General features: G+C 36.9%; 23 protein-coding genes. 2 read left to right on the forward strand and 21 right to left on the reverse strand.

Annotated features, from left to right (window positions below):
- Window positions 1–2: 2 nt before the first annotated feature.
- The 6 genes from rplI to rpsF all read right to left on the reverse strand — a co-directional run bounded on the left by rplI (window position 3) and on the right by rpsF (window position 4,782).
- The gene (gene rplI / locus ACE1MS_RS22605) at window positions 3–449 is read right to left on the reverse strand and encodes a 50S ribosomal protein L9 (protein WP_012296208.1); all 447 of its coding nucleotides are present in this window, start codon (window positions 447–449) and stop codon (window positions 3–5) included.
- Window positions 449–2,419: a DHH family phosphoesterase gene (locus ACE1MS_RS22610; RefSeq protein WP_036162492.1), complete on the reverse strand. Its 1,971-nt coding sequence runs from the start codon at window positions 2,417–2,419 to the stop codon at window positions 449–451. Before ACE1MS_RS22610 ends, rplI begins: the two co-directional genes overlap by 1 nt.
- 13 nt (window positions 2,420–2,432) lie before the next feature.
- Window positions 2,433–3,374, reverse strand: a complete 942-nt coding sequence (locus ACE1MS_RS22615) for a YybS family protein (protein WP_012296210.1) — start codon at window positions 3,372–3,374, stop codon at window positions 2,433–2,435.
- A 225-nt stretch (window positions 3,375–3,599) separates the two neighbouring features.
- Window positions 3,600–3,836, reverse strand: coding sequence for a 30S ribosomal protein S18 (gene rpsR, locus ACE1MS_RS22620; protein WP_012296211.1), 237 nt, complete (start codon window positions 3,834–3,836; stop codon window positions 3,600–3,602).
- A 41-nt stretch (window positions 3,837–3,877) separates the two neighbouring features.
- Window positions 3,878–4,447: a single-stranded DNA-binding protein gene (gene ssb, locus ACE1MS_RS22625; RefSeq protein ID WP_008177953.1), complete on the reverse strand. Its 570-nt coding sequence runs from the start codon at window positions 4,445–4,447 to the stop codon at window positions 3,878–3,880.
- 47 nt (window positions 4,448–4,494) lie between these two features.
- Window positions 4,495–4,782 carry a 30S ribosomal protein S6 gene (gene rpsF / locus ACE1MS_RS22630; RefSeq protein ID WP_031415833.1) on the reverse strand — a complete coding sequence of 96 codons (288 nt, stop codon included), beginning with the start codon at window positions 4,780–4,782 and terminating at the stop codon, window positions 4,495–4,497.
- 178 nt (window positions 4,783–4,960) lie between these two features.
- On the opposite strand from rpsF, the gene ACE1MS_RS22635 reads away from it, so the two are divergent.
- Window positions 4,961–5,527, forward strand: coding sequence for a DUF3267 domain-containing protein (locus ACE1MS_RS22635; protein ID WP_012296213.1), 567 nt, complete (start codon window positions 4,961–4,963; stop codon window positions 5,525–5,527).
- 63 nt (window positions 5,528–5,590) lie between these two features.
- Here ACE1MS_RS22635 and ACE1MS_RS22640 read toward each other — a convergent pair whose 3' ends face one another.
- From ACE1MS_RS22640 to ACE1MS_RS22655, 4 genes are all read right to left on the reverse strand, one after another.
- Complete coding sequence (locus ACE1MS_RS22640; protein ID WP_012296214.1) at window positions 5,591–6,631, reverse strand: acyl-CoA dehydrogenase; 1,041 nt, start codon at window positions 6,629–6,631, stop codon at window positions 5,591–5,593.
- 82 nt (window positions 6,632–6,713) lie between these two features.
- Complete coding sequence (ychF, locus tag ACE1MS_RS22645; protein ID WP_012296215.1) at window positions 6,714–7,814, reverse strand: redox-regulated ATPase YchF; 1,101 nt, start codon at window positions 7,812–7,814, stop codon at window positions 6,714–6,716.
- A gap of 96 nt (window positions 7,815–7,910) precedes the next feature.
- Window positions 7,911–8,111 carry a DUF951 domain-containing protein gene (locus tag ACE1MS_RS22650; protein WP_012296216.1) on the reverse strand — a complete coding sequence of 67 codons (201 nt, stop codon included), beginning with the start codon at window positions 8,109–8,111 and terminating at the stop codon, window positions 7,911–7,913.
- A gap of 1 nt (window position 8,112) precedes the next feature.
- Window positions 8,113–8,985: a mechanosensitive ion channel family protein gene (locus tag ACE1MS_RS22655; RefSeq protein WP_031415837.1), complete on the reverse strand. Its 873-nt coding sequence runs from the start codon at window positions 8,983–8,985 to the stop codon at window positions 8,113–8,115.
- Window positions 8,986–9,076: 91 nt separating this feature from the next.
- On the opposite strand from ACE1MS_RS22655, the gene yyaC reads away from it, so the two are divergent.
- A complete protein-coding gene (yyaC, locus tag ACE1MS_RS22660; protein WP_031415838.1) occupies window positions 9,077–9,709 on the forward strand; it encodes a spore protease YyaC in 633 nt (210 codons plus the stop codon).
- Here the strand turns inward: yyaC and ACE1MS_RS22665 are convergent.
- The 11 genes from ACE1MS_RS22665 to rpmH form a co-directional block, all read right to left on the reverse strand.
- The gene (locus ACE1MS_RS22665) at window positions 9,626–10,342 is read right to left on the reverse strand and encodes a DUF554 domain-containing protein (RefSeq protein WP_012296218.1); all 717 of its coding nucleotides are present in this window, start codon (window positions 10,340–10,342) and stop codon (window positions 9,626–9,628) included. The two genes, yyaC and ACE1MS_RS22665, sit on opposite strands and share 84 nt — an antisense overlap.
- A gap of 77 nt (window positions 10,343–10,419) precedes the next feature.
- Window positions 10,420–11,268 (reverse strand): ParB/RepB/Spo0J family partition protein, encoded by an 849-nt coding sequence (locus tag ACE1MS_RS22670; RefSeq protein WP_012296219.1) that lies wholly within the window; start codon window positions 11,266–11,268, stop codon window positions 10,420–10,422.
- Complete coding sequence (locus ACE1MS_RS22675; RefSeq protein ID WP_008177971.1) at window positions 11,261–12,022, reverse strand: ParA family protein; 762 nt, start codon at window positions 12,020–12,022, stop codon at window positions 11,261–11,263. The genes ACE1MS_RS22670 and ACE1MS_RS22675 overlap by 8 nt, the downstream gene beginning before the upstream one ends.
- A 215-nt stretch (window positions 12,023–12,237) precedes the next feature.
- A complete protein-coding gene (noc, locus tag ACE1MS_RS22680; RefSeq protein ID WP_012296220.1) occupies window positions 12,238–13,134 on the reverse strand; it encodes a nucleoid occlusion protein in 897 nt (298 codons plus the stop codon).
- A gap of 180 nt (window positions 13,135–13,314) precedes the next feature.
- A complete protein-coding gene (gene rsmG, locus ACE1MS_RS22685) occupies window positions 13,315–14,031 on the reverse strand; it encodes a 16S rRNA (guanine(527)-N(7))-methyltransferase RsmG (RefSeq protein WP_012296221.1) in 717 nt (238 codons plus the stop codon).
- Window positions 14,032–14,146: 115 nt separating this feature from the next.
- Window positions 14,147–16,039: a tRNA uridine-5-carboxymethylaminomethyl(34) synthesis enzyme MnmG gene (gene mnmG, locus ACE1MS_RS22690; protein WP_012296222.1), complete on the reverse strand. Its 1,893-nt coding sequence runs from the start codon at window positions 16,037–16,039 to the stop codon at window positions 14,147–14,149.
- Window positions 16,040–16,066: 27 nt separating this feature from the next.
- Window positions 16,067–17,452, reverse strand: a complete 1,386-nt coding sequence (gene mnmE / locus ACE1MS_RS22695) for a tRNA uridine-5-carboxymethylaminomethyl(34) synthesis GTPase MnmE (RefSeq protein WP_012296223.1) — start codon at window positions 17,450–17,452, stop codon at window positions 16,067–16,069.
- Between the two features lie 243 nt (window positions 17,453–17,695).
- Window positions 17,696–18,499: an RNA-binding cell elongation regulator Jag/EloR gene (gene jag / locus ACE1MS_RS22700; RefSeq protein ID WP_012296224.1), complete on the reverse strand. Its 804-nt coding sequence runs from the start codon at window positions 18,497–18,499 to the stop codon at window positions 17,696–17,698.
- Entirely contained in the window at window positions 18,496–19,266 is a 771-nt protein-coding gene (gene yidC, locus ACE1MS_RS22705) for a membrane protein insertase YidC (RefSeq protein ID WP_012296225.1), read from the reverse strand. The genes jag and yidC overlap by 4 nt, the downstream gene beginning before the upstream one ends.
- A 351-nt stretch (window positions 19,267–19,617) precedes the next feature.
- On the reverse strand, window positions 19,618–19,962 hold the full coding sequence (gene rnpA / locus ACE1MS_RS22710; RefSeq protein WP_031415843.1) for a ribonuclease P protein component: 345 nt from the start codon (window positions 19,960–19,962) through the stop codon (window positions 19,618–19,620).
- A gap of 99 nt (window positions 19,963–20,061) precedes the next feature.
- Complete coding sequence (gene rpmH, locus ACE1MS_RS22715; protein WP_004233310.1) at window positions 20,062–20,196, reverse strand: 50S ribosomal protein L34; 135 nt, start codon at window positions 20,194–20,196, stop codon at window positions 20,062–20,064.
- Window positions 20,197–20,803 lie beyond the last annotated feature (607 nt).

Below are 20,803 nucleotides of genomic sequence, written 5' to 3' on the forward strand. Positions count from 1 at the left end.
CCTTATTCTTCCGTTACATGTACTTTTAATGTAGCAGTTACTTCATGATGTAGTTTTACAGGAACATTTGTAAAGCCCAGTGCACGAATCCCGTCATTCAAAGTCATTTTACGTTTATCAATTTTAATGCCATGCACTTTTTGTAAGGCATCTGCAATTTGCTTTGTAGACACTGAACCAAATAGACGGCCACCTTCACCAGACTTTGCTTTTAGCTCAACTGTTAATGTTTCTAATTTTTCCTTTAACGCTTGTGCTTCTGCTAGTTCGGCAGCCGCATTTTTTGCCTCTAATTTTTTCTGACCATCTAATTGACTTAGAGCTTGAGCGTTTGCCTCTGCTGCATAACCATTTTTAATTAAGAAATTTTGTGCGTAACCATCTGCTACGTTTTTAATCTCACCTTTTTTTCCTTTTCCTTTAACGTCTTTTAAAAATACTACTTTCATTAGTCAGAACTCCCTTCAAAGACCTCTTCTATGGCCTCTTCTAATTGTGTTTTCACGTTATCAATGGTTTTGGCTTCTATTTGGCAGGCGGCGTTTGTTAAATGGCCACCACCGCCAAGTCTTTCCATAATAAGCTGTACATTGACTTCGCCTAGTGATCGGGCACTAATTCCTATTTTTCCATCTGCCCGATGTGCAATCACAAACGATGCACCAACATCCTTCATAGTTAGTAAAATATCTGCTGTTTGTGCAATTAAGACAGAATCATACACTTTCGATTCCTCACCTACAGCCACAGCAATTCCTGGTTTAACGAATTTAACTGTTTGCACTATTTTGGATCGTTCAATATAAGTGTCTACATCTTCTTTTAAAAGACGTTGCACTAATACTGTATCTGCTCCATTCGTTCGTAGATACGAAGCTGCTTCAAACGTACGTGCTCCCGTTCGAAGTGTAAAGCTCTTCGTGTCGACAATAATACCTGCTAGTAGGGCAGTAGCCTCTAGCATATTAATCTTTGCACGCTTGGGCTGATATTCTAATAACTCAGTGACAAGCTCAGCTGTAGATGAGGCATACGGTTCCATATAAACAAGTGTTGGATTTTCAATAAAATCCTCACTTCGACGATGATGGTCGATGACAACAACCTTTTCAGCTAGCTTTAATAAGTGTGCATCAATAACTAAATTAGGTTTATGTGTATCCACAATAACAAGCAAAGATTTTTCAGTCATTTTCCCAGCAGCTTCCTCTGGTGTTAGGAAGTTTTCATAGAAATCTGATTTACTCTCTATTTCATTCATTAAACGTGTAACACTACCATTTAATTCATCAAAATTTATAATGACATAGCCCTTTACATCATTCATTTGTGCCATTTTCCGAACACCGACAGACGCACCAATAGAGTCCATATCAGGGCTTTTATGTCCCATAACAAACACTTGATCACTATCTTGAATTAAATCACGTAATGCATGTGAGATGACGCGCGCTCTAACACGTGTGCGCTTTTCAACCGGATTGGTTTTCCCACCATAGAATTTAAGCTTTCCAGTAGGTTGCTTAATTGCGACTTGGTCACCACCACGGCCTAATACAAGATCCAGACTTGATTGTGCCAATTCACCAAGCTCCACTAGGGAGGACGAACCTGCTCCTACACCAATACTTAGTGTTAAAGATAAATTCTTTTGCGCTGTTTTTTCTCGGATAACATCTAAAATAGCAAATTTTTTCTTTTCAAGCTCTGTTAAAATTGATTCGTTTAATACGGCTAAAAAACGATCTGATGATATTCGTTTTACAAATACACCATGCTCAGCAGCCCACTCATTGACGATTGAAGTAACCATCGTATTCGTTAAACTACGCGGCTGGTCATCCATGGCTTGTGTGATTTCATCATAATTATCAACAAATAAAATAGCGATAACTGTACGATCTGCAAAGTATTGCTTCTCAATAGCAATCTGCTCAGTAATATCAAAGAAGTATAGTAATCGTTCCTCTTTTTTATAATAAACACGATATTTACGATCACGTAATGTAATTGTAGCCTCATTTGTTTCTTCAGTCTTCATTAGTACGTAGATATCATCAGAAATATTAACAATTCCCTCTCCTACTAATGATTCCATATTTAAGATACCTTGCATATATGGATTCGACCATTCTATTTCATATTGCTCGTTTACCAACAGTATTCCAATTGGCATTTCAAGCAATGCTTCTTCCCCTACTTTTTTCATGCGGAATGAAATGGATTCTATATGCTTTTCAGTTTCTTCAAAAGCAATCTTTTCCACCTTCCATGTGTAGACCATCAGTAAAGCAAAACCTATTCCATAACCTAGACCTATCCCGATATTCCAAATACATAGAAGTACGAACGTCACAATTCCAAAAATGGAAAGAACAAAAAGCGGATAGCGAATTGGTCGTTTTCTAAAAGTTCCCATTACAATCAGCCCCTTATTCTTTAGTCTTCCCCTTTACAAGTGAACGTACGTCAAAACCTAAATCAACGATACCTAGTAAGATCATGAAGGATGATAATGGAATAGCTAATATGGTAGCAACCCATTTAACACCATTTGGCATCCCTTTTCTAGAAATGAAATAATGGATAAATGATATCCCTTGTAGAATGAGCAGCACCCATAAAATATAAGAAACATTCAATACGATAATATCTAGTGTTGAACCAGCCTCTGGACGCATGAATAAATTAATGCATAAAACGATCATGTAATACCATAAAATAGAGCGTGGTAAGCGCATATTCTGAAATGGCGCAAATTTTGGAACATCGACACCAAGTCGTTTTAAAGCTGGTAAATTTAGCGCTATGATAATAAATGCAGCAAAAAATGCTAACATTGTTATTGTTGCAGGCATTGTCAGCTCGATCGTTTTAAACATAGCCTCGAGCTGTTCGGGCTTTATCGCTACTTGCCCTGTTACGTTTTTCGCAAATTCATTTGATTGCTCATAATTTTTGCGAGTCATCTCTAAACTTATGCTAATGAAATCAATCCCTGCAAATTTCACATAGGCAACATAAACAAGTGCCATCGAGATTAGATTAGCAATCCCCGTTGCCATAAATAAATACAGCTTACTCTTCTTCTGATAAATAGCGTTACCCATCACGACACCCAGTAACCCTAAAACAAAGGCAAATGGTAACATCGACATTCCAGTCGCTATACTTGTTAAAAAACAGCCTACTATTGCTAATAGTATCGATGAGGAACGTTTGTAATTTGCACTATACCAAGCAACCGGTAGTGGAGCGAATATTAAAGCTACTATAAAAACGAATGGTACATATGCGGAAATCAGCATTAATATTGTAAAAAGTGCAACCATCATCGAGCCTTGGACAAGCGCTTTTGTTTGATTATTCGGCATTGAAAACCTTCCTTTTTTTCAGTCAAACTTACTACCCTTTATTGTACCATTTTTTCATAGTATTGAACAAAAAACGCTTAGCTCACTATATGCTTTATTAAGAATTTTATCTAATAATCTTCTACTTCATTTTTCGATAAAAAAAACCAGCATATCCGATACGAATATCGTAATATGCTGGTTTTCAAAATTGATGTAAGGTCCATTACCTTAACGTCATCAATCTTATTTATCTTCTGCTACGAATGGAAGTAATCCCATGATACGAGATACTTTGATAGCTGAAGTTAATTTACGTTGGTACTTAGCGCTAGTGCCAGTTACGCGACGTGGTAAAATTTTACCGCGCTCAGAGATGAATTTTTTTAATAAATCTACATCTTTATAGTCGATATGCGTAATGTTATTAGCAGTGAAGTAGCAAACTTTACGGCGTTTGCGGCCTCCGCGACGTGGTGCCATAGTGTGTCTCCTCCTTATCTTTTTTTAATATTCTTGAAGCATTAGAATGGAAGATCATCCTCAGATACTTCTATCGGTCCCTTGCTATTAGCAAATGGGTCCTCATCTACACGTGTATAGTTTGGCTGATTCATAGGTGGTTGATTTTGCTGATAAGCATCGCCGCCATAGGAACCCTGTCCTGGCATAGCGCCACCAAACTGCTGCTGTGGTTGACCACCGCCATAGGACGGTTGGTTATTACCGTAAGTTTGTCCACCACCGTATTGAGGAGCAGGAGCACCGCTACCATTACGTGGTTCTAAAAACTGTACGCTATCCGCCACAACGTCTGTTGTATATACTCGCTTACCGTCTTGTCCTTCATAACTGCCTGTTTGGATACGACCTTCTACCCCAATTAAACTTCCTTTTCGCATGAAGTTCGCTAGGTTTTCAGCCTGTTTTCGCCATGCAACACAGTTAATGAAATCAGCTTCACGTTCACCTTGTTGATTTGAGAATGCACGATTCACAGCAACTGTAAATCTTGTAGACGCAATTCCATTTGGTGTATAACGTAGCTCAGGATCTTTTGTTAGTCTTCCAACTAATACGACACGGTTTATCATCAGAATGCAACCTCCTTTTCAGCGTTTTGTTAAAAAATCATTCAATATTAAGCTTCTTGGCGAACTGCAATGTGACGAATGATGTCTTCGCTGATGTTAGCTAGACGTGTATACTCGTTGATTGCATCTGAAGTAGCGTTTACTTTTACGATTTGGTAGTAACCTTCGCGGAAGTCTTGAATTTCATAAGCTAAGCGGCGTTTGCCCCACTCTTTAGATTCGATGACTTCTGCACCGTTAGAAGTTAAAACTTCGTTGAAACGTTCAACTAAAGCTTTCTTCGCTTCGTCTTCAATGTTCGGACGTACGATGTACATTAATTCGTATTTTCTCATCTGTTTACACCTCCTTATGGACTAGGCTCTCCTATATTAAGGGAGCAAGGAGCAAGTAATAAATTATTACTCACATCAATGAATTGTAACATAGAGGTACTTGTCTTTCAAGTCGCAAACTAACAATTCATTTTATATAATGAACCTAACATGATTCATTCGTGAAAGGAGAACTTTTGTGCTACCAAATAAAGAACCTATTGTTATTGAATTAGATATAAAAAAATTAATGATCGACAATATTGTGATTACAAGTGGTCTTGTCATATTATTTACAGCCATTCAATATATTTGCTTTAAAGATTTTCACTTTTCTTTTTGGCCTATCGTTGGTGGAACAGTACTGTTTGTTATTCTGTATATCATTTTCATAATGTTGCATGAGGCTTTTCATTTAATTGGTTTTATGCTTTTTGGTAAAGTACCTTTGGAGTCTTTAAAATATGGCATAAACTTAGAGCTAGGTGTTGCCTATGCAACTACTACAAAGCCGCTTTACAACCACGCAATGAAACGGGCATTGTTGCTGCCATTTTGGATGACTGGCGTTCTCCCTACTATTGCAGGATTTTATTTTAATAGTACCATTTTAATACTGGTAGGAGCTTTTTTAATGGCAGGTGCAGTAGGAGATTTTGCCATGTATAAGGAGTTACAGAAATATCCCAATAATGCCTTAGTACAAGATGACCCTGAATTACCAAAGCTTTATGTTTATACAGAGAAGGACCGTTCACCAAGGTAAAATACATACATACGAAAACTAGACTCTGTCGTTAGCCATAATGTCTGAGTCTAGTCATTCCTCTTAAGGAGTTAAAAATCCATGCTGTGCGGCTGTATACAAATTCCTCCAAATTCGATTTAATCGAGAGGTTTCTGTGATAGCATCCATGCCAAGGTTACGTATTAGTTTATTTGCAATCTCTATACAAGCAGCCGCAATTTCTTTACTCATTTGTGTAAATTGCATTAGTTCTTCCTCTGTCAATGATTGATCTTGTTGATGCTTTTGCCAATATCCTGACAAGGTTGTATAGAACTGCTGCTCACATTGTTTAAAATGCTTTTGCTGTTGCATGAATAAAAACTGTAAAGCTCCCATACGCTCAGTTCGATTAGCAGCATGATTTCGTTGCTTTATTAAAATAAATGCTTCTTCTAATAAATTTTCAGTTATTCCTAGACAAACGCTTAAAAAAGAAGCCTCGGCAAAGGTTGTAAATGGAAAGGTATGTACGGAATTCCCGTAGTTATTTCTAATCGTACCTATTTGGAAAGTAGCTTCCTGAGGTATCCATACATTGTTCACGCGAATTGTATGACTTGCCGTTGCCTTCAAGCCCATTGCGCGCCAATCATGTAAAACTTCTACATCTTGACGGTCTAAGGAGCAACTAATGATATTTTCTGTTTTCATGCCATTTTGCTCTATCAAACAATTCATGGTAAAGGTTGTAGCATAGTCTGAACCACTACAGTATTTCCATTGCCCTGTTACCACATAACCTCCTTCTACCTTTATAGCAATTCCCGTTGGATAGCCACTACCTGCGATAACAGCTTCTTTTGGGGAAAAGATTCTTTCGCACATTTCTTGGCTAAATGCAGGAATAAATGCATTGCCTCCAGTCCCGATTGTAACAAGCCAACCAACATTACCATCGAGGGCAGCTATTTGTTGAAATACTTTTATTCCTTCTACTAAATCTAGATTTTTACCTCCTAGTTCATTAGCAGTGAACAATTTGAACAATTTTTGTTCATAAATAAATTCTAAGATGTCCTGGGGTAATCTTCCTAGCTGCTCAAACTCTAGGCCACGTTCTTTTATTTCGGTTATGTTCATTTGACGTCACTCCCATACTCTAAAAATTCAGATAAAATAATGATTGAAAAAAGGCAATCATTAAGATTGCCCTCTGTTCGTCTTATACATTAAAGCGGAATAACATAATATCGCCATCTTGAACTTCATACTCTTTACCTTCAAGACGTACCTTACCTGCTTCTTTTGCCGCTGCTTGAGAACCTGCCTCTAATAGATCATCATAAGCAACAGTTTCAGCACGAATAAAGCCACGTTCAAAGTCTGTATGGATAATCCCTGCACATTGCGGTGCCTTCATACCTTTACGGAACGTCCATGCACGAACCTCTTGTACACCCGCAGTGAAATACGTAGCTAAGCCTAATAAGTCATAAGAAGTACGGATTAGCTGATCTAAACCAGACTCTTTAATTCCTAATTCTTCTAAGAACATAGCCTTTTCCTCATCGTCTAGCTCTGAGATTTCTTCCTCAATTTTCGCACAAATTGTAATGACTTGCGCACCTTCAGCTGATGCATATTCACGTACCTTTTGGACATATTCATTATTGTCAGCATCGGCCACTTCATCTTCTGAAACGTTTGCAACATACAGCATTGGTTTAATTGTTAACAAATGAAGACCTTTTATTACTTTCAGTTCATCATCTGAAAGCTCAGCTGCACGCGCTGGCTTACCGTTCTCTAACTGCTCTTTAATTTTTAAGAGTACTGGCTCTTCAATCATGGCCTCTTTGTCTTTTTGTTTTGCCATTTTACTAACACGTTGGATTCGTTTATCTACCGATTCTAAATCAGCTAGTGCTAGCTCTAGGTTAATAACCTCGATATCATCGATTGGATCCACCGCACCCGATACGTGTGTAATATTTTCATCTACAAAACAACGTACAACTTGGCAAATTGCATCTACTTCACGGATATGAGCTAAGAATTTATTACCTAGACCTTCACCTTTGGAAGCACCTTTTACAATTCCTGCGATATCTGTGAATTCAAATGCTGTTGGTACTGTTTTTTTAGGTACAACTAATTCTGTTAATTTATCTAAACGTGCGTCTGGGACTTCAACGATACCGACGTTCGGATCAATCGTGGCGAATGGGTAGTTTGCAGCCAATGCGCCCGCTTTTGTAATTGCGTTAAATAATGTTGATTTTCCAACGTTAGGTAAACCAACGATTCCAGCTGTTAATGCCATGAATGGACACAACCTTTCTATAATCAGTTCAATTTTCTCTCTTATAACCTTTTCTATTATATTGATTCACTTACAAAAAGTCTAATATGCCTGAAGTTAGGCCTCATTAGCAGAAAGTAAAACCTTTTTCATTTTTTTCTCAAATTCTCTACGTGGGATCATTACGCTATGTTGACAACCTTCACACTTAATTCGAACATCAGCACCCATACGAATAATCTTCCATTTGTTCGTACCACAAGGATGTTGCTTTTTCATTTCAACAATATCATTTAAACCATATTTCTTTGCTTCCACCTTACTCACTTCTCCCCTCACCTTTGTCATAGAACATCATTTTTGGATAAGCCATTGGAATACGATGTTCTTCAAAAAGTTTTGTCACATCTCGGCGTATACTACGAGCAACTCCATATTGTTGCTGCGGTAATGTTTCAGCAGCAATACGGATCGTTACCTCTGTACCTTTAACATTTTGTACACCTAAAAACACTGGTGCTGCTATTAATTCTTTATGTTTTTCTGGTAAAGATTCTAAATAGTGATTAATAACTGTTTCAGCTTTTTCAAAGTCAGCATCAGCGGTCATTTGTAAATCTATAAAAATTTTGGAGTTGTTAACAGAGTAATTGACGACCTCACCAATTGCACCATTAGGAATGATAAATTGCTCTCCCGTCCCCCCATTAATTTTCGTAGTACGTAAGCCAATTTCTACAACCGTACCTTCTGCTCCATTAATTTTTATATAATCCCCTACACCAAATTGATCCTCAAAAATAATAAAGAAGCCCGTGATAACATCCTTCACTAAACTTTGGGCACCAAAACCGACGGCTAAACCGACAATCCCTGCACCTGCTAAAAGACCCGCTACCTTTATATTTAAAGAAGATAGAATGCCAATGATTGCAGAGAAATAAACAACATAAGAAATTACACTTTGTAATAATCTCGAAATCGTACGTTGACGTCGCTCTGAATGATTTAATGGAGAACGCATACGGATTAAAAACAATTTTTTAATCAATTTTTTACCCATTCTTACAGCTATCCATGATACTAGTAAAATCAGCACGATCTCAATAGAAGTATCAATCACATCTTCCCAAAGCTTGTCAGATGTAAGCTTTTCCCAGTATCTATCCATTAATTTCTTATTCCATTCCATCGTTTCCACCTCTTGAATAACTTGCTAAAAATTTGCGTATACTGCATAAAAATTGAGCACTTCTAAAAATAAAAAGAAAGTGAGTTTTTTTATGAATACTATACCAAATTTGTTACTACCTTATTCCCTTCATCACGAAAGTAAAAATGCTGTTTGGCAATTAAGTACATTATTTTTAGAACATATACCGTTTCATCATGAACGATTAATTTTTTGCTGCATTGGCAGCGACCGATGTACAGGTGATACACTTGGACCGTTAACGGGTAGTTTCTTAAATAAGTCTGTTAGCTTCCCCTACGAAATTGTAGGTTCTTTAGAAGATCCTCTACATGCTCTAAATCTAAATTCAACTATGCAACAGCTACACAATCATACTACAAAACCATTCATTATTGCGATTGACGCCTGTCTTGGTAGTGAGCACAATGTCGGTCATATTTCCGTTCAAAGCGGTCCTATTTTTCCTGGCAAGGCTGTAAAAAAAGAATTACCCCCAATCGGTGACATTTCCATTAAAGGAATCGTCAATATTGGAGGTTTTATGGAAATGCTTGTTTTACAAAATACAAGACTTCATATTTCTTATGCTATGGCTGAGAAGCTTTCAAGAGCGCTATTACTGGCTGCCCACCGTTATTCATTGAAAAATGTAGAAGAAAGCAACCATAATACCAACAACGACGATACCTGGCAGCAAGTTAGCAGCCTTGATCTTAGTTAAACCAGCTATATTTAACCCTATTGCCATTATCATAACGCCGCCAACGGCTGTCATTTCGGTAATATACATTTGCAGCGCAGCATCAGGTATAAAAGAACTAATGACCCCTGCAAAAATAGCAATTAATCCTTGATAAATAAAAACAGGTATTGCCGATAGCAATACACCTATGCCTAATGTGGATGCTAGAATAATGGATGTAAATCCATCTATTAATCCTTTTGTAATCAATACATTATGATCGTTACGAAGGCCGCTATCAAGTGCACCAATAACAGCCATTGAGCCAACAACAAATATTAATGAAGCTGTGACAAACCCTTCTGCTATGCTAATTTGATTTTGGTCATTTCGTTTTGTGCGAAATAAAGACTCTACCCATTTGCCAAGGCGATTCATTTGCTTATCTAAATCTAACCACTCACCTACTACAGTACCCACCACTAAACTTACGATTAAGATAATAAAATTATCACTTTCAAATCCCATTTTTATCCCTAATAATGCGACTGCTAAACCAATTATGGATAGGACAGTAGACTTCATAGATTCAGGAATATTTTTGAAAATCCGCCCCACTAATGCACCTGCTATAATGAGCACAGCATTAATTAATGCCCCTAGTATTACCACCCTTTTGCCTTCCTTCTCTCTAAAAAATAGAGAGCGCCTGTTTGCTTGGCGCTCTGATTAAATTATAGAAATATCATTTATTCTTCTTGTAAATTTAGGATTTCTAAAATGCGCTCCAAATCATCTTCAGAGTAAAATTCTATTTCAATTTTCCCTTTATTGTTGTTCTTTCTAATTTGAACATTTGTTCCAAAATAATCTCTTAATTGAGATTCTTTCGCCGCCACAAATATATCTTTTTTCTTAGGAGGAATTGTTTCACGTGAAACTTCCTCATTCAGGGTTTGTACTAACATTTCAACTTGACGAACATTTAAACCTTGATTCATTACCTTCATTGCTACTTCAGAGATTCGTCTTTTATTTTTTAAGCCGAGTAATGCCCGGCCTTGTCCCATTGATAGGGTGCCATCATTCATAAATTTCCGGACATCTTCTGGCAAAGCAAGGAGGCGAACATGGTTAGCTATATGTGGTCTACTTTTTCCTAAACGCTTTGATAGCTCTTCCTGTGTTAGTTTCAAGTTTTCCATTAAGCTTTGATAGGCCTCTGCTTCTTCAATGACTGTTAAATCCTCGCGCTGAAGGTTCTCTAGAATAGCTAGCTCCATCATTTGTGCATCTGATAGCTCTTTAATGATTACTGGAATAACATCTAAACCTGCTAATAAACAGGCCCGATAACGACGTTCTCCTGCTACTATTTCAAATTTACGACCCTTTTTACGAACAGCAATTGGTTGCAATATGCCATGCTCATTTATCGAATCTGCTAATTCTTGTAAAGCTTCTTCATCAAAAATTTTACGAGGCTGAAATGGGTTCGCAACAATTAAATCTAATTGAATTTCTTCCACTTGCCCACTTTGTTCTAAAGACTCTCCTGGAAATAGTGCACCAATGCCCTTTCCTAAACCTTTAGCCATTTTTAATCACTTCCCTCGCCATCTCCAAATAAACTTCTGCACCTCTAGACCTTGCGTCATAAGTGATGATTGGTTGCCCATGACTAGGTGCTTCACTTAAACGCACATTACGAGGAATTATTGTTTTATATACTTTATCTTGGAAATATTTTTTTACTTCATCTATAACTTGCAACCCAAGGTTTGTTCGTGCATCTAGCATTGTTAATAAAACACCATCAATATACAACTGTTGGTTTAAATGCTTTTGAACAAGACGAACAGTAGATAACAATTGGCTTAGACCCTCCAATGCATAATATTCGCATTGTACAGGAATAATTAATGCATCTGAAGCAGTCAAAGCATTGATTGTTAAAAGTCCTAAGGATGGTGGACAATCAATAATTATATAATCGAAATCTTCTTTTACATTTTGTAATGCATGCTTCAAACGCACTTCTCTTGAAATAGTCGACACCAATTCAATTTCAGCGCCTGCAAGCGAAATTGTGGCTGGAACAATTGATAAATTATCTACATTTGTTTTTTGAATGACATTTTCAACATCTTCATCATCAATGAGTACATCATAAATACAACTTTGTATGTCTCCTTTATTAATACCGAGACCACTTGTTGTATTTCCCTGCGGATCAGTATCAATAAGTAGCACTTTCTTCCCCAAATAGGCTAGACAAGCGCTCAAATTGACTGAAGTTGTTGTTTTTCCTACGCCACCCTTTTGATTGGCGATTGCTATAATTCTCCCCATTTAAAAGCACCTGCTTTCATTTATCAACGCTTACTCTTTGTAAAACCAATGTATTTAACCCGCTATCTAACTTTCATTCTATCAAAAAAACAGTTAGAAGTTGTATAAAATATTAAGAATATATACAAAAAAGGAGACATCTCATTCAACTTTCTGAGATATCTCCTTTTTACAGTGAAGGAAAATGTAATAAATTATTATTTTTAGATAATTTGTTACACCTTTTTCTTTTTAGGTATCTTCACAGTAATTTGATAATATTCTTCTGTATCTTCTTCTTCCGTTTTTACCGTAATACCACTTTTTGTGACCATTGTTAATGATTGCTTAATAGTATTTAAGGCTATACGGACATCTTTACTAATGGCCTTGCGCTTAGGCTTTGCCTTCTTTGGTACCGACTCTTGCTCATCTGTTACAGGATGCAAGATAGCTTGAATCTGTTCCTCTAATTGGCGAACATTCCAATCATTATCAACGGTTTGCTGTAAGACCTCTAATTGTAACGGTTGATCTTTAATAGCAATTAATGCACGCGCATGTCGTTCAGAGATCTTTCGCTGTAAAATGGCTTGTTGCACTTCGTCTGGAAGCCTTAATAAACGTAATTTATTGGCTACAGTGGATTGTCCTTTTCCAAGTCTTTGGGCAAGAGCTTCCTGTGTGAGCTCATGCAGCTCCAACAATTTTTGATAGGCTACCGCTTCTTCAATTGCCGTTAATTCTTCACGCTGTAAGTTCTCTATTAACGCAATAGAAGCTGTCTCCTTATCGGTTAAATTACGTACAATAGCAGGAACCTCTGTCCATTGTAGCTTTTTCATAGCTCGATAACGACGCTCACCGGCAATGATTTCATATTGATTTTCTGATGTTTTACGTACAACAATTGGCTGAATCACACCATGTGTATGAATGGTTCTTGATAATTCTTCAATTTTTTCATCATCAAAAATAGTACGTGGCTGAAAACGGTTAGGTACAATTTGATCAATAGGCAATTTTATGACTTCTTCTGCTGTATGAACCGCCTCTGCTTGTTCTACTTCATTTTTCACAATAGGCTCTGTTTTACTTCCGCCTCCAAAAAAACGTGAAAAAGGACTTTTCATCCAAGTGGCACCACCTTTAAGTAACTATCTTGCTCTGTCTCATTCTATTATTATTTATTATATTTCCTCAAATGTATATAGTTCATAGATGACTTTTGCGTGAACCATCCATAACTAGTATGTATGCTCAAAATAGAAAAAATATATTCTACTTTGAGAAAGTTTCACATGAAACACTAATTATTGAATTGGTGTTTTATTCGGTACACCTGGCTTACGCGGGTATTTTTTCGGTGTTCCTTTTATTTTATCAAATATATATAAAATGCGGTCACTTTCTTCAACAGGTAGCTTGAAAGAATATTCTTCTTTCAGTTTAACACCTAGTGTTGTTAATGCTTTTTTAGCATCTTTTAATTCTTCTGCACCTGCCGCTGCTTTTAAGGCAACAAAATAGCCACCTTGTTTTGCTAATGGTACACATAGCTCCGATAAAACAGATAAACGAGCTACTGCACGTGCTGTCACCACATCGTATTGCTCACGATATTTTATATTTTGACCAAACTCTTCTGCACGAGCATGCACAAAATTCATATTTTCTAATTGTAACTCATCACTTAAATGATTTAAAAATGTAATTCTTTTATTTAAGGAGTCGACAATTGTGACATGTAAATGTGGGAAACAGATTTTTATTGGAATACTAGGAAAACCAGCCCCTGCTCCTACATCACAAACAGTGATTACTTTTGAAAAATCAAAATAAAATGAGGCACTAATAGAGTCAAAGAAATGTTTTAAATAAACACCTTCTAAATCTGTAATAGCAGTCAGGTTCATCTTTTCATTCCACTCGACAAGTAATTCAAAGTATTTTTTAAATTGAGTAATTTGCTTTTCGGAAAGCTCGATGCCCTTTTTTTTCAGTGCCTCAATAAATTGTTGTTCGTTCATGTAAAGTCTCCTTTATTAATCTAGCCCTACTAGTTCATCTTAACAATAGTATTGCTTTAAAAATAGGAAGCGGGCACAATGGTATGCCCGCCCCTTATTCACTTTACTGTTCTTATTAGCCGCTTATTTTTGCAATTTTACCTTGTTCAATATAAACAAGAAGAATAGAAATATCTGCTGGGTTAACACCAGAAATACGAGAGGCTTGTGCAATGGAAAGCGGTGTAACTTGTTTTAATTTTTGACGTGCTTCTGTCGCTAATCCAGAAATAGCATCATAATCAATGTTTTCAGGGATTTTTTTGTTTTCCATTTTATGCAGCTTCTCTACTTGTAGCAATGCTTTTTCGATATAGCCTTCATATTTAAGCTGAATTTCAATTTGCTCTTTTACTTCTTCTGTAAATTCAATATCTGCCGGAATTAATGAAGAAATCATCTCATAATGCATCTCGGGGCGTTTTAGTAAATCAGCACCTCGAATGCCGTCTTTTAATTCACTACCACCAGCAGAACGAATAACCGCTTGTGTAGCTTCATTCGGTTTAATAATTATTTCACGAAGACGTGCAATTTCATTTTCGATTAATGCCTTTTTCGCATTGAACTTGTCATATCTTTCTTGTGGTACCATTCCGATTTTATAAGCTAGCTCTAATAATCGTAAATCAGCGTTATCATGACGTAGCAGTAAGCGATACTCTGCACGAGAAGTTAGTAAACGATACGGCTCATTTGTTCCTTTTGTCACAAGATCATCAATTAGTACCCCAATATAGGCATCCGAGCGACTAAGGATTAATTCCTCTTTGCCAAGTACATTAGCTGCAGCATTCATTCCTGCCATTAATCCTTGGGCCGCTGCTTCTTCATAACCCGATGTACCATTAATTTGGCCAGCTGTATATAAGCCTTTAATGCGCTTTGTTTCTAGTGTTGGCCACAATTGTGTGGGTACAATTGAATCATATTCAATGGCATAGCCAGCACGCATCATTTCTGCATTCTCTAAGCCTGGGATTGATTTTAATAAACGTGTTTGAACATGCTCTGGTAGGCTTGTTGATAAACCTTGAACATAAACCTCACGTGTATTACGTCCTTCTGGCTCTAAGAAGATTTGATGTCTCGGCTTATCGTTGAAGCGTACTACTTTATCTTCAATCGAAGGGCAGTAGCGTGGACCCGTCCCTTTAATCATCCCAGAATACATCGGTGATAGATGTAAATTAGCCTCAATTATTTCGTGTGTTTCAGGGCTTGTATAGGTTAACCAGCAAGGTAGTTGGTCCATAATGAATTCCGTTGTTTCAAAACTAAATGCACGTGGAACTTCATCTCCTGGCTGAATTTCAGTTTTATCATAATCAATTGTACGATTATTAACACGTGGTGGTGTACCTGTTTTAAATCGAACAAGGTCAAAACCAAGCTCTTTTAAATTATCAGCTAAGCGAATGGACGGTTGTTGGTTATTAGGACCACTTGAATATTTTATATCCCCAATAATAATTTCACCGCGTAGGAAGGTACCTGTTGTGACCACTACTGTTTTGGCACGATAAATAGCACCAATTTGTGTAATAACCCCTGTTACTTCTCCATCCTCAATGATAAGTTCTTCTACCATTCCTTGATGGATTGTTAAGTTTTCGGTTTCCTCTAATATGCGTTTCATTTCTTGTTGATACAAAACTTTGTCAGCTTGCGCACGTAATGCACGTACAGCTGGGCCTTTTCCTGTATTTAACATTCGCATTTGGATATGCGTTTTATCTATAACTTTCCCCATGACGCCACCTAAAGCGTCTATTTCACGTACGACGATTCCTTTGGCAGGACCACCAATGGATGGATTACATGGCATAAATGCAATCATATCTAAGTTGATCGTTAACATTAGTGTTTTAGCACCCATTTTAGCCGCAGCATGTGCAGCTTCTGAACCTGCATGACCTGCGCCAATGACGATCACATCAAACGTGCCTGCCTCATATTTTGTTGGCATGCTCGTATCTTCCTTTCTTTCTTAAAGTTATTTTCCTAAGCAAAACTGAGAAAATAGCTGGTTGATTAGGCTTTCTTGCACTGTGTCACCTATAATCTCACCAAGTAATTCCCAAGTTCTTGTGACATCAATTTGTACCATATCAACTGGAACTCCAGCTTGAGCAGCTGCTATTGCATCCTCAACTGTCGCCTGTGCTTGATGCAATAGTGCAATATGTCTTGCATTTGAAACATATGTTAAATCGCCCGCTTCAATTTGCCCTTCAAAGAACAATGCAGCTATCGCTTCTTCAAGCTCTGTAACACCCTCCTCCTGTAAGAGAGAGGTGGTTACAATGCGATGTTTACCTGCTAGCTCTTTGACACGCGCTAAATTAATTTTTTGCGGTAGATCTGTTTTATTGATAATAACGATGTAGTCCATCGCCTCAATCGTTTCGAATAAACGCTCGTCCTCAGCAGTTAACTCATCTGCATAGTTTAATACAAATAATATTAAATCTGCTCCACGTAGCGCTTCTCTCGAACGTTCTACGCCAATTCGTTCAACAATGTCTTCTGTCTCACGAATACCCGCTGTATCCACTAAACGAAGCGGAACACCGCGTACATTGACGTACTCTTCTATAATATCACGAGTAGTACCAGCAATATCTGTCACTATGGCCTTATTTTCCTGTACTAAGCTATTTAAAAGAGAAGATTTCCCTACATTTGGACGGCCTAAAATAACAGTCGATAAACCCTCTCGTAATATTTTCCCTTGAGAAGATGTTTGGAGAAGTTTAATAATTTCATCTCGTACCCATGTACATTTTTCTACTAAAACAGGTACAGTCATCTCTTCTACATCATCATACTCTGGATAATCTATATTAACCTCTACTTGCGCTAATGTCTCTAGTAAAGCTTGGCGCAAGTCACCAATAAGTCTTGATAATTTTCCATCCATCTGACCCAAGGCAACATTCATTGCTCGATCTGTTTTAGCTCTTATCAAATCCATTACTGCTTCAGCCTGTGATAAATCAATACGCCCATTTAAAAACGCACGTTTAGTAAATTCACCTGGTTCTGCTAATCTTGCCCCATTCGTTAATGCTAGTTGTAAAACACGATTAACTGAAACCAAACCACCGTGACAATTTATTTCAACTACATCCTCACGTGTGAAAGTTTTTGGACCACGCATCAATGATAGCATTACTTCCTCTACTACCTCGTTTGTTTTAGGATCCACTAAATGTCCATAATGAATAGTGTGCGAATCCTTTGTCGTTAAACTTTTTCCACCTGGTGATTTAAATATTTTATCTGCAATCGCCACTGCTTCGTCCCCACTTAAACGAACGATGGCTATGGCACCTTCACCCATCGGTGTGGATATCGCAGCAATTGTATCAAACTCCATTTAATGACCTCCTCAACGTTATCCACATGTGGATAATCGAAACCGACCAATACTTACTAACACCTTAGACTAACATATTTTCAGCAAAATCTAAAGTAAGGATCATTTCCAAATGTGGATAACAACCTTTTTTATAAAACTGAATTTCAACAAAAAATACAATTCTTTGTCTCATAAAAAAAGGTCATTTTATCACAAAGGATAAAATGACCTTTAAAACTATAGTGTCTGCATGTTTTAAATCTATTTATTTTTGACGGGCTCAATGACTAAATAACGATTTGGTTCTGAACCTTCTGAATACGTCTCAAGATCAAGACGATTGGCTAATTGATTATGAATTATTTTTCTTTCGTATGACGGCATAGGTTCAAATGCCACACGTTGATTTGAACGTAATGCTTTGTCCGCCATTCGATCAGCCAGTAACTCTAGTGCTTCTTGTCGACGTTCGCGATAGTTTTCCACATCTAATTTCACCATTAAGAACTGCTTAGCGCTTTTATTTAGCACTAACTGTGTTAATTGCTGTAAGGAATTTAATGTTTGACCACGTTTTCCGATAAGTAGAGCAGCTTTCTCACTTTTCAGCTGAAAATAAACGTATTTCCCTTCACGTGTTGTACTTATATCAAGATCATGAATATCCAATTGTTCAGCAATAGTTACTAAGTAAGTTTTTGCATCCTCAATTGGATTTGCTGAATCTTCTTCCTCATTTTGTTCGTTTACGACTTTTTGAACAGCTTCGATTTCATTTGGTTGATCAGAAACTTGTGAACTTATTGTTTCAACATCATCTACTGCTAATTGTTTGTCTAATTGAGTCGTTATTTGCGATTCGGCTTTTTCACTTTCAATGACCGGAATCTGAACTTCCTTTACAGTTACACGAACTTCTGCAGAGCGTGCACCAAAACCTAAAAATCCTTTTTTACCTTCTTGTAAAACTTCAACATCTACTTGTTCACGGGTTTTGCCAAGTTTCTGTAACGCTAATGAGATCGCTTCTTGTGTTGTTGCGCCTATTTGCGTAAGTTGTTTCACTTTTTAGCCCCTCCATTTTGAGCAGGTTGTGTTTTATCTTTATTCCAAGGTTTATAAATATACAGGTTTTGGAAAATCGAAATAATATTCCCGATTACCCAATATAATGATAATGCAGCTGGTAAGGCCATACCAAAGGCAATGATCATGAATGGCATAATATACATCATGATTTTCATTTGAGGATTATCCATTGCTGGTCCTGTACGTAATACGATAAATTGCATTAAACCTGCTGTAATTGCTAATGCAGGTGCAGGATCTGCTAGCGGGAAGATAAAGAAATTCCCTAAATCAAATGTAGATGTAGCATTCATACGGCTTATTGCATGATAAAAACCAATTAAAATTGGCATTTGAATGATTACTGGTAAACACCCTGCAAGTGGGTTTACGCCTGATTCACTCATCAGCTTCATCATTTCTTGCTGATATTGTTGTTGTGTCTGAGCATCCTTAGAAGCATACTTCTTTTGCAGTTCCTTCAATTTTGGCTGAATTTCTTGCATTTTTTTAGAACTCTTTGTTTGTTTAATCATTAATGGTAAAATTGCTAAACGAATAATGATCGTTACAGCAATGATCCCCCATGCATACGTGCCAAGTAGGTCAGCAAAGTATTTTATCGCTGATACCAACGGCCAAACAATGAATTCATTCCAGAAGCCAGTGCTTTCTTTGGAAATTGGTTCATTGAATTCTGTACAACCAGATAGTAGTAGAGCTACTGATACTAGTGACAAAATTACCCAATGTTGTTTTTTCAACCTTCTTCCCCCTACAATTACTATTCACTTTTTCAAATTCTATATGCATCTTCTTTATTCACTGACTGACAGTTTCCTGCCTTAAAATCTGTGACTTCTGACAGCAGCTTTATCTAAGCTTGAACAAAGATAAAGTTATCAGCTATTTTATCATGCCAATAACGTTTCACTCTACTAAATATTCTCACAATATACACTTATTCCTGAGTTTTGTGGCGAATTTAACATATTTTATAAGTGAAATCTAACGCTAGTAATACCCCTATGCGTATACCTACGTTATGGTATGCCATTTCACTCTTATTCTTAAAGCTAATCATACAGGCGCATTTTACCACTCGGTTGCATACATTACACTTTCCTCAATACCTTTGCGATTTTTAGTACATGTTGCAAACTTTGTTTCACTTCATGAAAATCCATAGTGGCCGCCGGTTGTCTGGCGATAATAACATAGTCCATATTCGGCTTTAAATCATCCTTTAAATCAAGAATACTATGGCGAATATAGCGTTTTATTTGGTTGCGTTTTACCGCATTCCCAAGTTTCTTACTAACCGATAAACCTACACGAAATTCTGTTTGTCCCTCTTTTTCTAAAAAGTAAACAACAAACTGACGATTAGCGAAAGATTTACCTTTTTTAAACACCTTTTGAAAATCATCATTCTTCTTCACTCTTTGGCGTTTTTTCATTTCTTTCACCTGCTAATAGATAATATCTTTGATCCTCACTTCTAGGTTTACCAAAAATAAAGAAAAAAAAGACCACTGATGTGGCTCAGTGGACTTATTTTATGCTGATAAAACTTTTCTTCCTTTACGACGACGAGCAGCAAGAACTTTGCGACCGTTTTTCGTGCTCATACGTGCGCGGAAACCGTGAACTTTACTGTGTTTACGTTTCTTTGGTTGGTAAGTACGTTTCATTTATATAGACACCTCCTGATATATGAGTTGAATTTTTCAACATACAGACTCGAATATTATATAAAGTAACTAGTTATTTTGTCAATGTATTTAACAAATTTCTTTTAGGTAACTATTCTATGTATCTAAATGCAACTACTTCATCTATCCTCAGAGCGCATTTAAATCCTCCGTAAAAGACACTCTATTATAACATTATTATAAAAATATTTATCCACAGAGGACTTGTTTTTTTTACACAAAGTTGTGTATAGTATTTTTTGCATATTTTTTTATCCACAACAATTATCTACAGCTTTTTCACATAAGCAGTGCTTGTGGACAACTCTAAAGTGCATAACTACAAGCTATGTGGATAAGTTTCATAAACTATTGAAATAGCTTTGTTTTTCTGATACGATTACTGTGCTTCACTTTGTTGAAAACTGAAATGAACATTTTAATTATCCACAACTGTTAATATGCTGTGGATAATTTTTATCACAGCCTTTGGTTAACTTTTATCCACAACTTGTGATTATGTGGACGAGTTGTAAAATGAACGTATTTACCATTTCTATAAATGCAATTTTTTTATGTATTGAACACTGTAAAGGAGATTAGTAGC

This window comes from Lysinibacillus sp. fkY74-1, assembly GCF_053165895.1.

Coding starts and splice junctions, on each gene's coding strand:
- rpsF (WP_031415833.1), bottom strand. CDS start 4,782: ATGAGAAAATACGAATTAATGTACATCGTACGTCCGAACATTGAAGAC.
- yyaC (WP_031415838.1), top strand. CDS start 9,077: ATGAATACTATACCAAATTTGTTACTACCTTATTCCCTTCATCACGAA.
- ychF (WP_012296215.1), bottom strand. CDS start 7,814: ATGGCATTAACAGCTGGAATCGTTGGTTTACCTAACGTTGGAAAATCA.
- ACE1MS_RS22675 (WP_008177971.1), bottom strand. CDS start 12,022: ATGGGGAGAATTATAGCAATCGCCAATCAAAAGGGTGGCGTAGGAAAA.
- ACE1MS_RS22670 (WP_012296219.1), bottom strand. CDS start 11,268: ATGGCTAAAGGTTTAGGAAAGGGCATTGGTGCACTATTTCCAGGAGAG.
- mnmE (WP_012296223.1), bottom strand. CDS start 17,452: ATGGAGTTTGATACAATTGCTGCGATATCCACACCGATGGGTGAAGGT.
- rsmG (WP_012296221.1), bottom strand. CDS start 14,031: ATGAACGAACAACAATTTATTGAGGCACTGAAAAAAAAGGGCATCGAG.
- noc (WP_012296220.1), bottom strand. CDS start 13,134: ATGAAAAGTCCTTTTTCACGTTTTTTTGGAGGCGGAAGTAAAACAGAG.
- ACE1MS_RS22610 (WP_036162492.1), bottom strand. CDS start 2,419: ATGGGAACTTTTAGAAAACGACCAATTCGCTATCCGCTTTTTGTTCTT.
- rpmH (WP_004233310.1), bottom strand. CDS start 20,196: ATGAAACGTACTTACCAACCAAAGAAACGTAAACACAGTAAAGTTCAC.
- rpsR (WP_012296211.1), bottom strand. CDS start 3,836: ATGGCACCACGTCGCGGAGGCCGCAAACGCCGTAAAGTTTGCTACTTC.
- rplI (WP_012296208.1), bottom strand. CDS start 449: ATGAAAGTAGTATTTTTAAAAGACGTTAAAGGAAAAGGAAAAAAAGGT.
- rnpA (WP_031415843.1), bottom strand. CDS start 19,962: ATGAAAAAACGCCAAAGAGTGAAGAAGAATGATGATTTTCAAAAGGTG.
- ACE1MS_RS22655 (WP_031415837.1), bottom strand. CDS start 8,985: ATGGAATGGAATAAGAAATTAATGGATAGATACTGGGAAAAGCTTACA.
- ACE1MS_RS22615 (WP_012296210.1), bottom strand. CDS start 3,374: ATGCCGAATAATCAAACAAAAGCGCTTGTCCAAGGCTCGATGATGGTT.
- mnmG (WP_012296222.1), bottom strand. CDS start 16,039: ATGCCAACAAAATATGAGGCAGGCACGTTTGATGTGATCGTCATTGGC.
- ssb (WP_008177953.1), bottom strand. CDS start 4,447: ATGATAAACCGTGTCGTATTAGTTGGAAGACTAACAAAAGATCCTGAG.
- ACE1MS_RS22640 (WP_012296214.1), bottom strand. CDS start 6,631: ATGAACATAACCGAAATAAAAGAACGTGGCCTAGAGTTTGAGCAGCTA.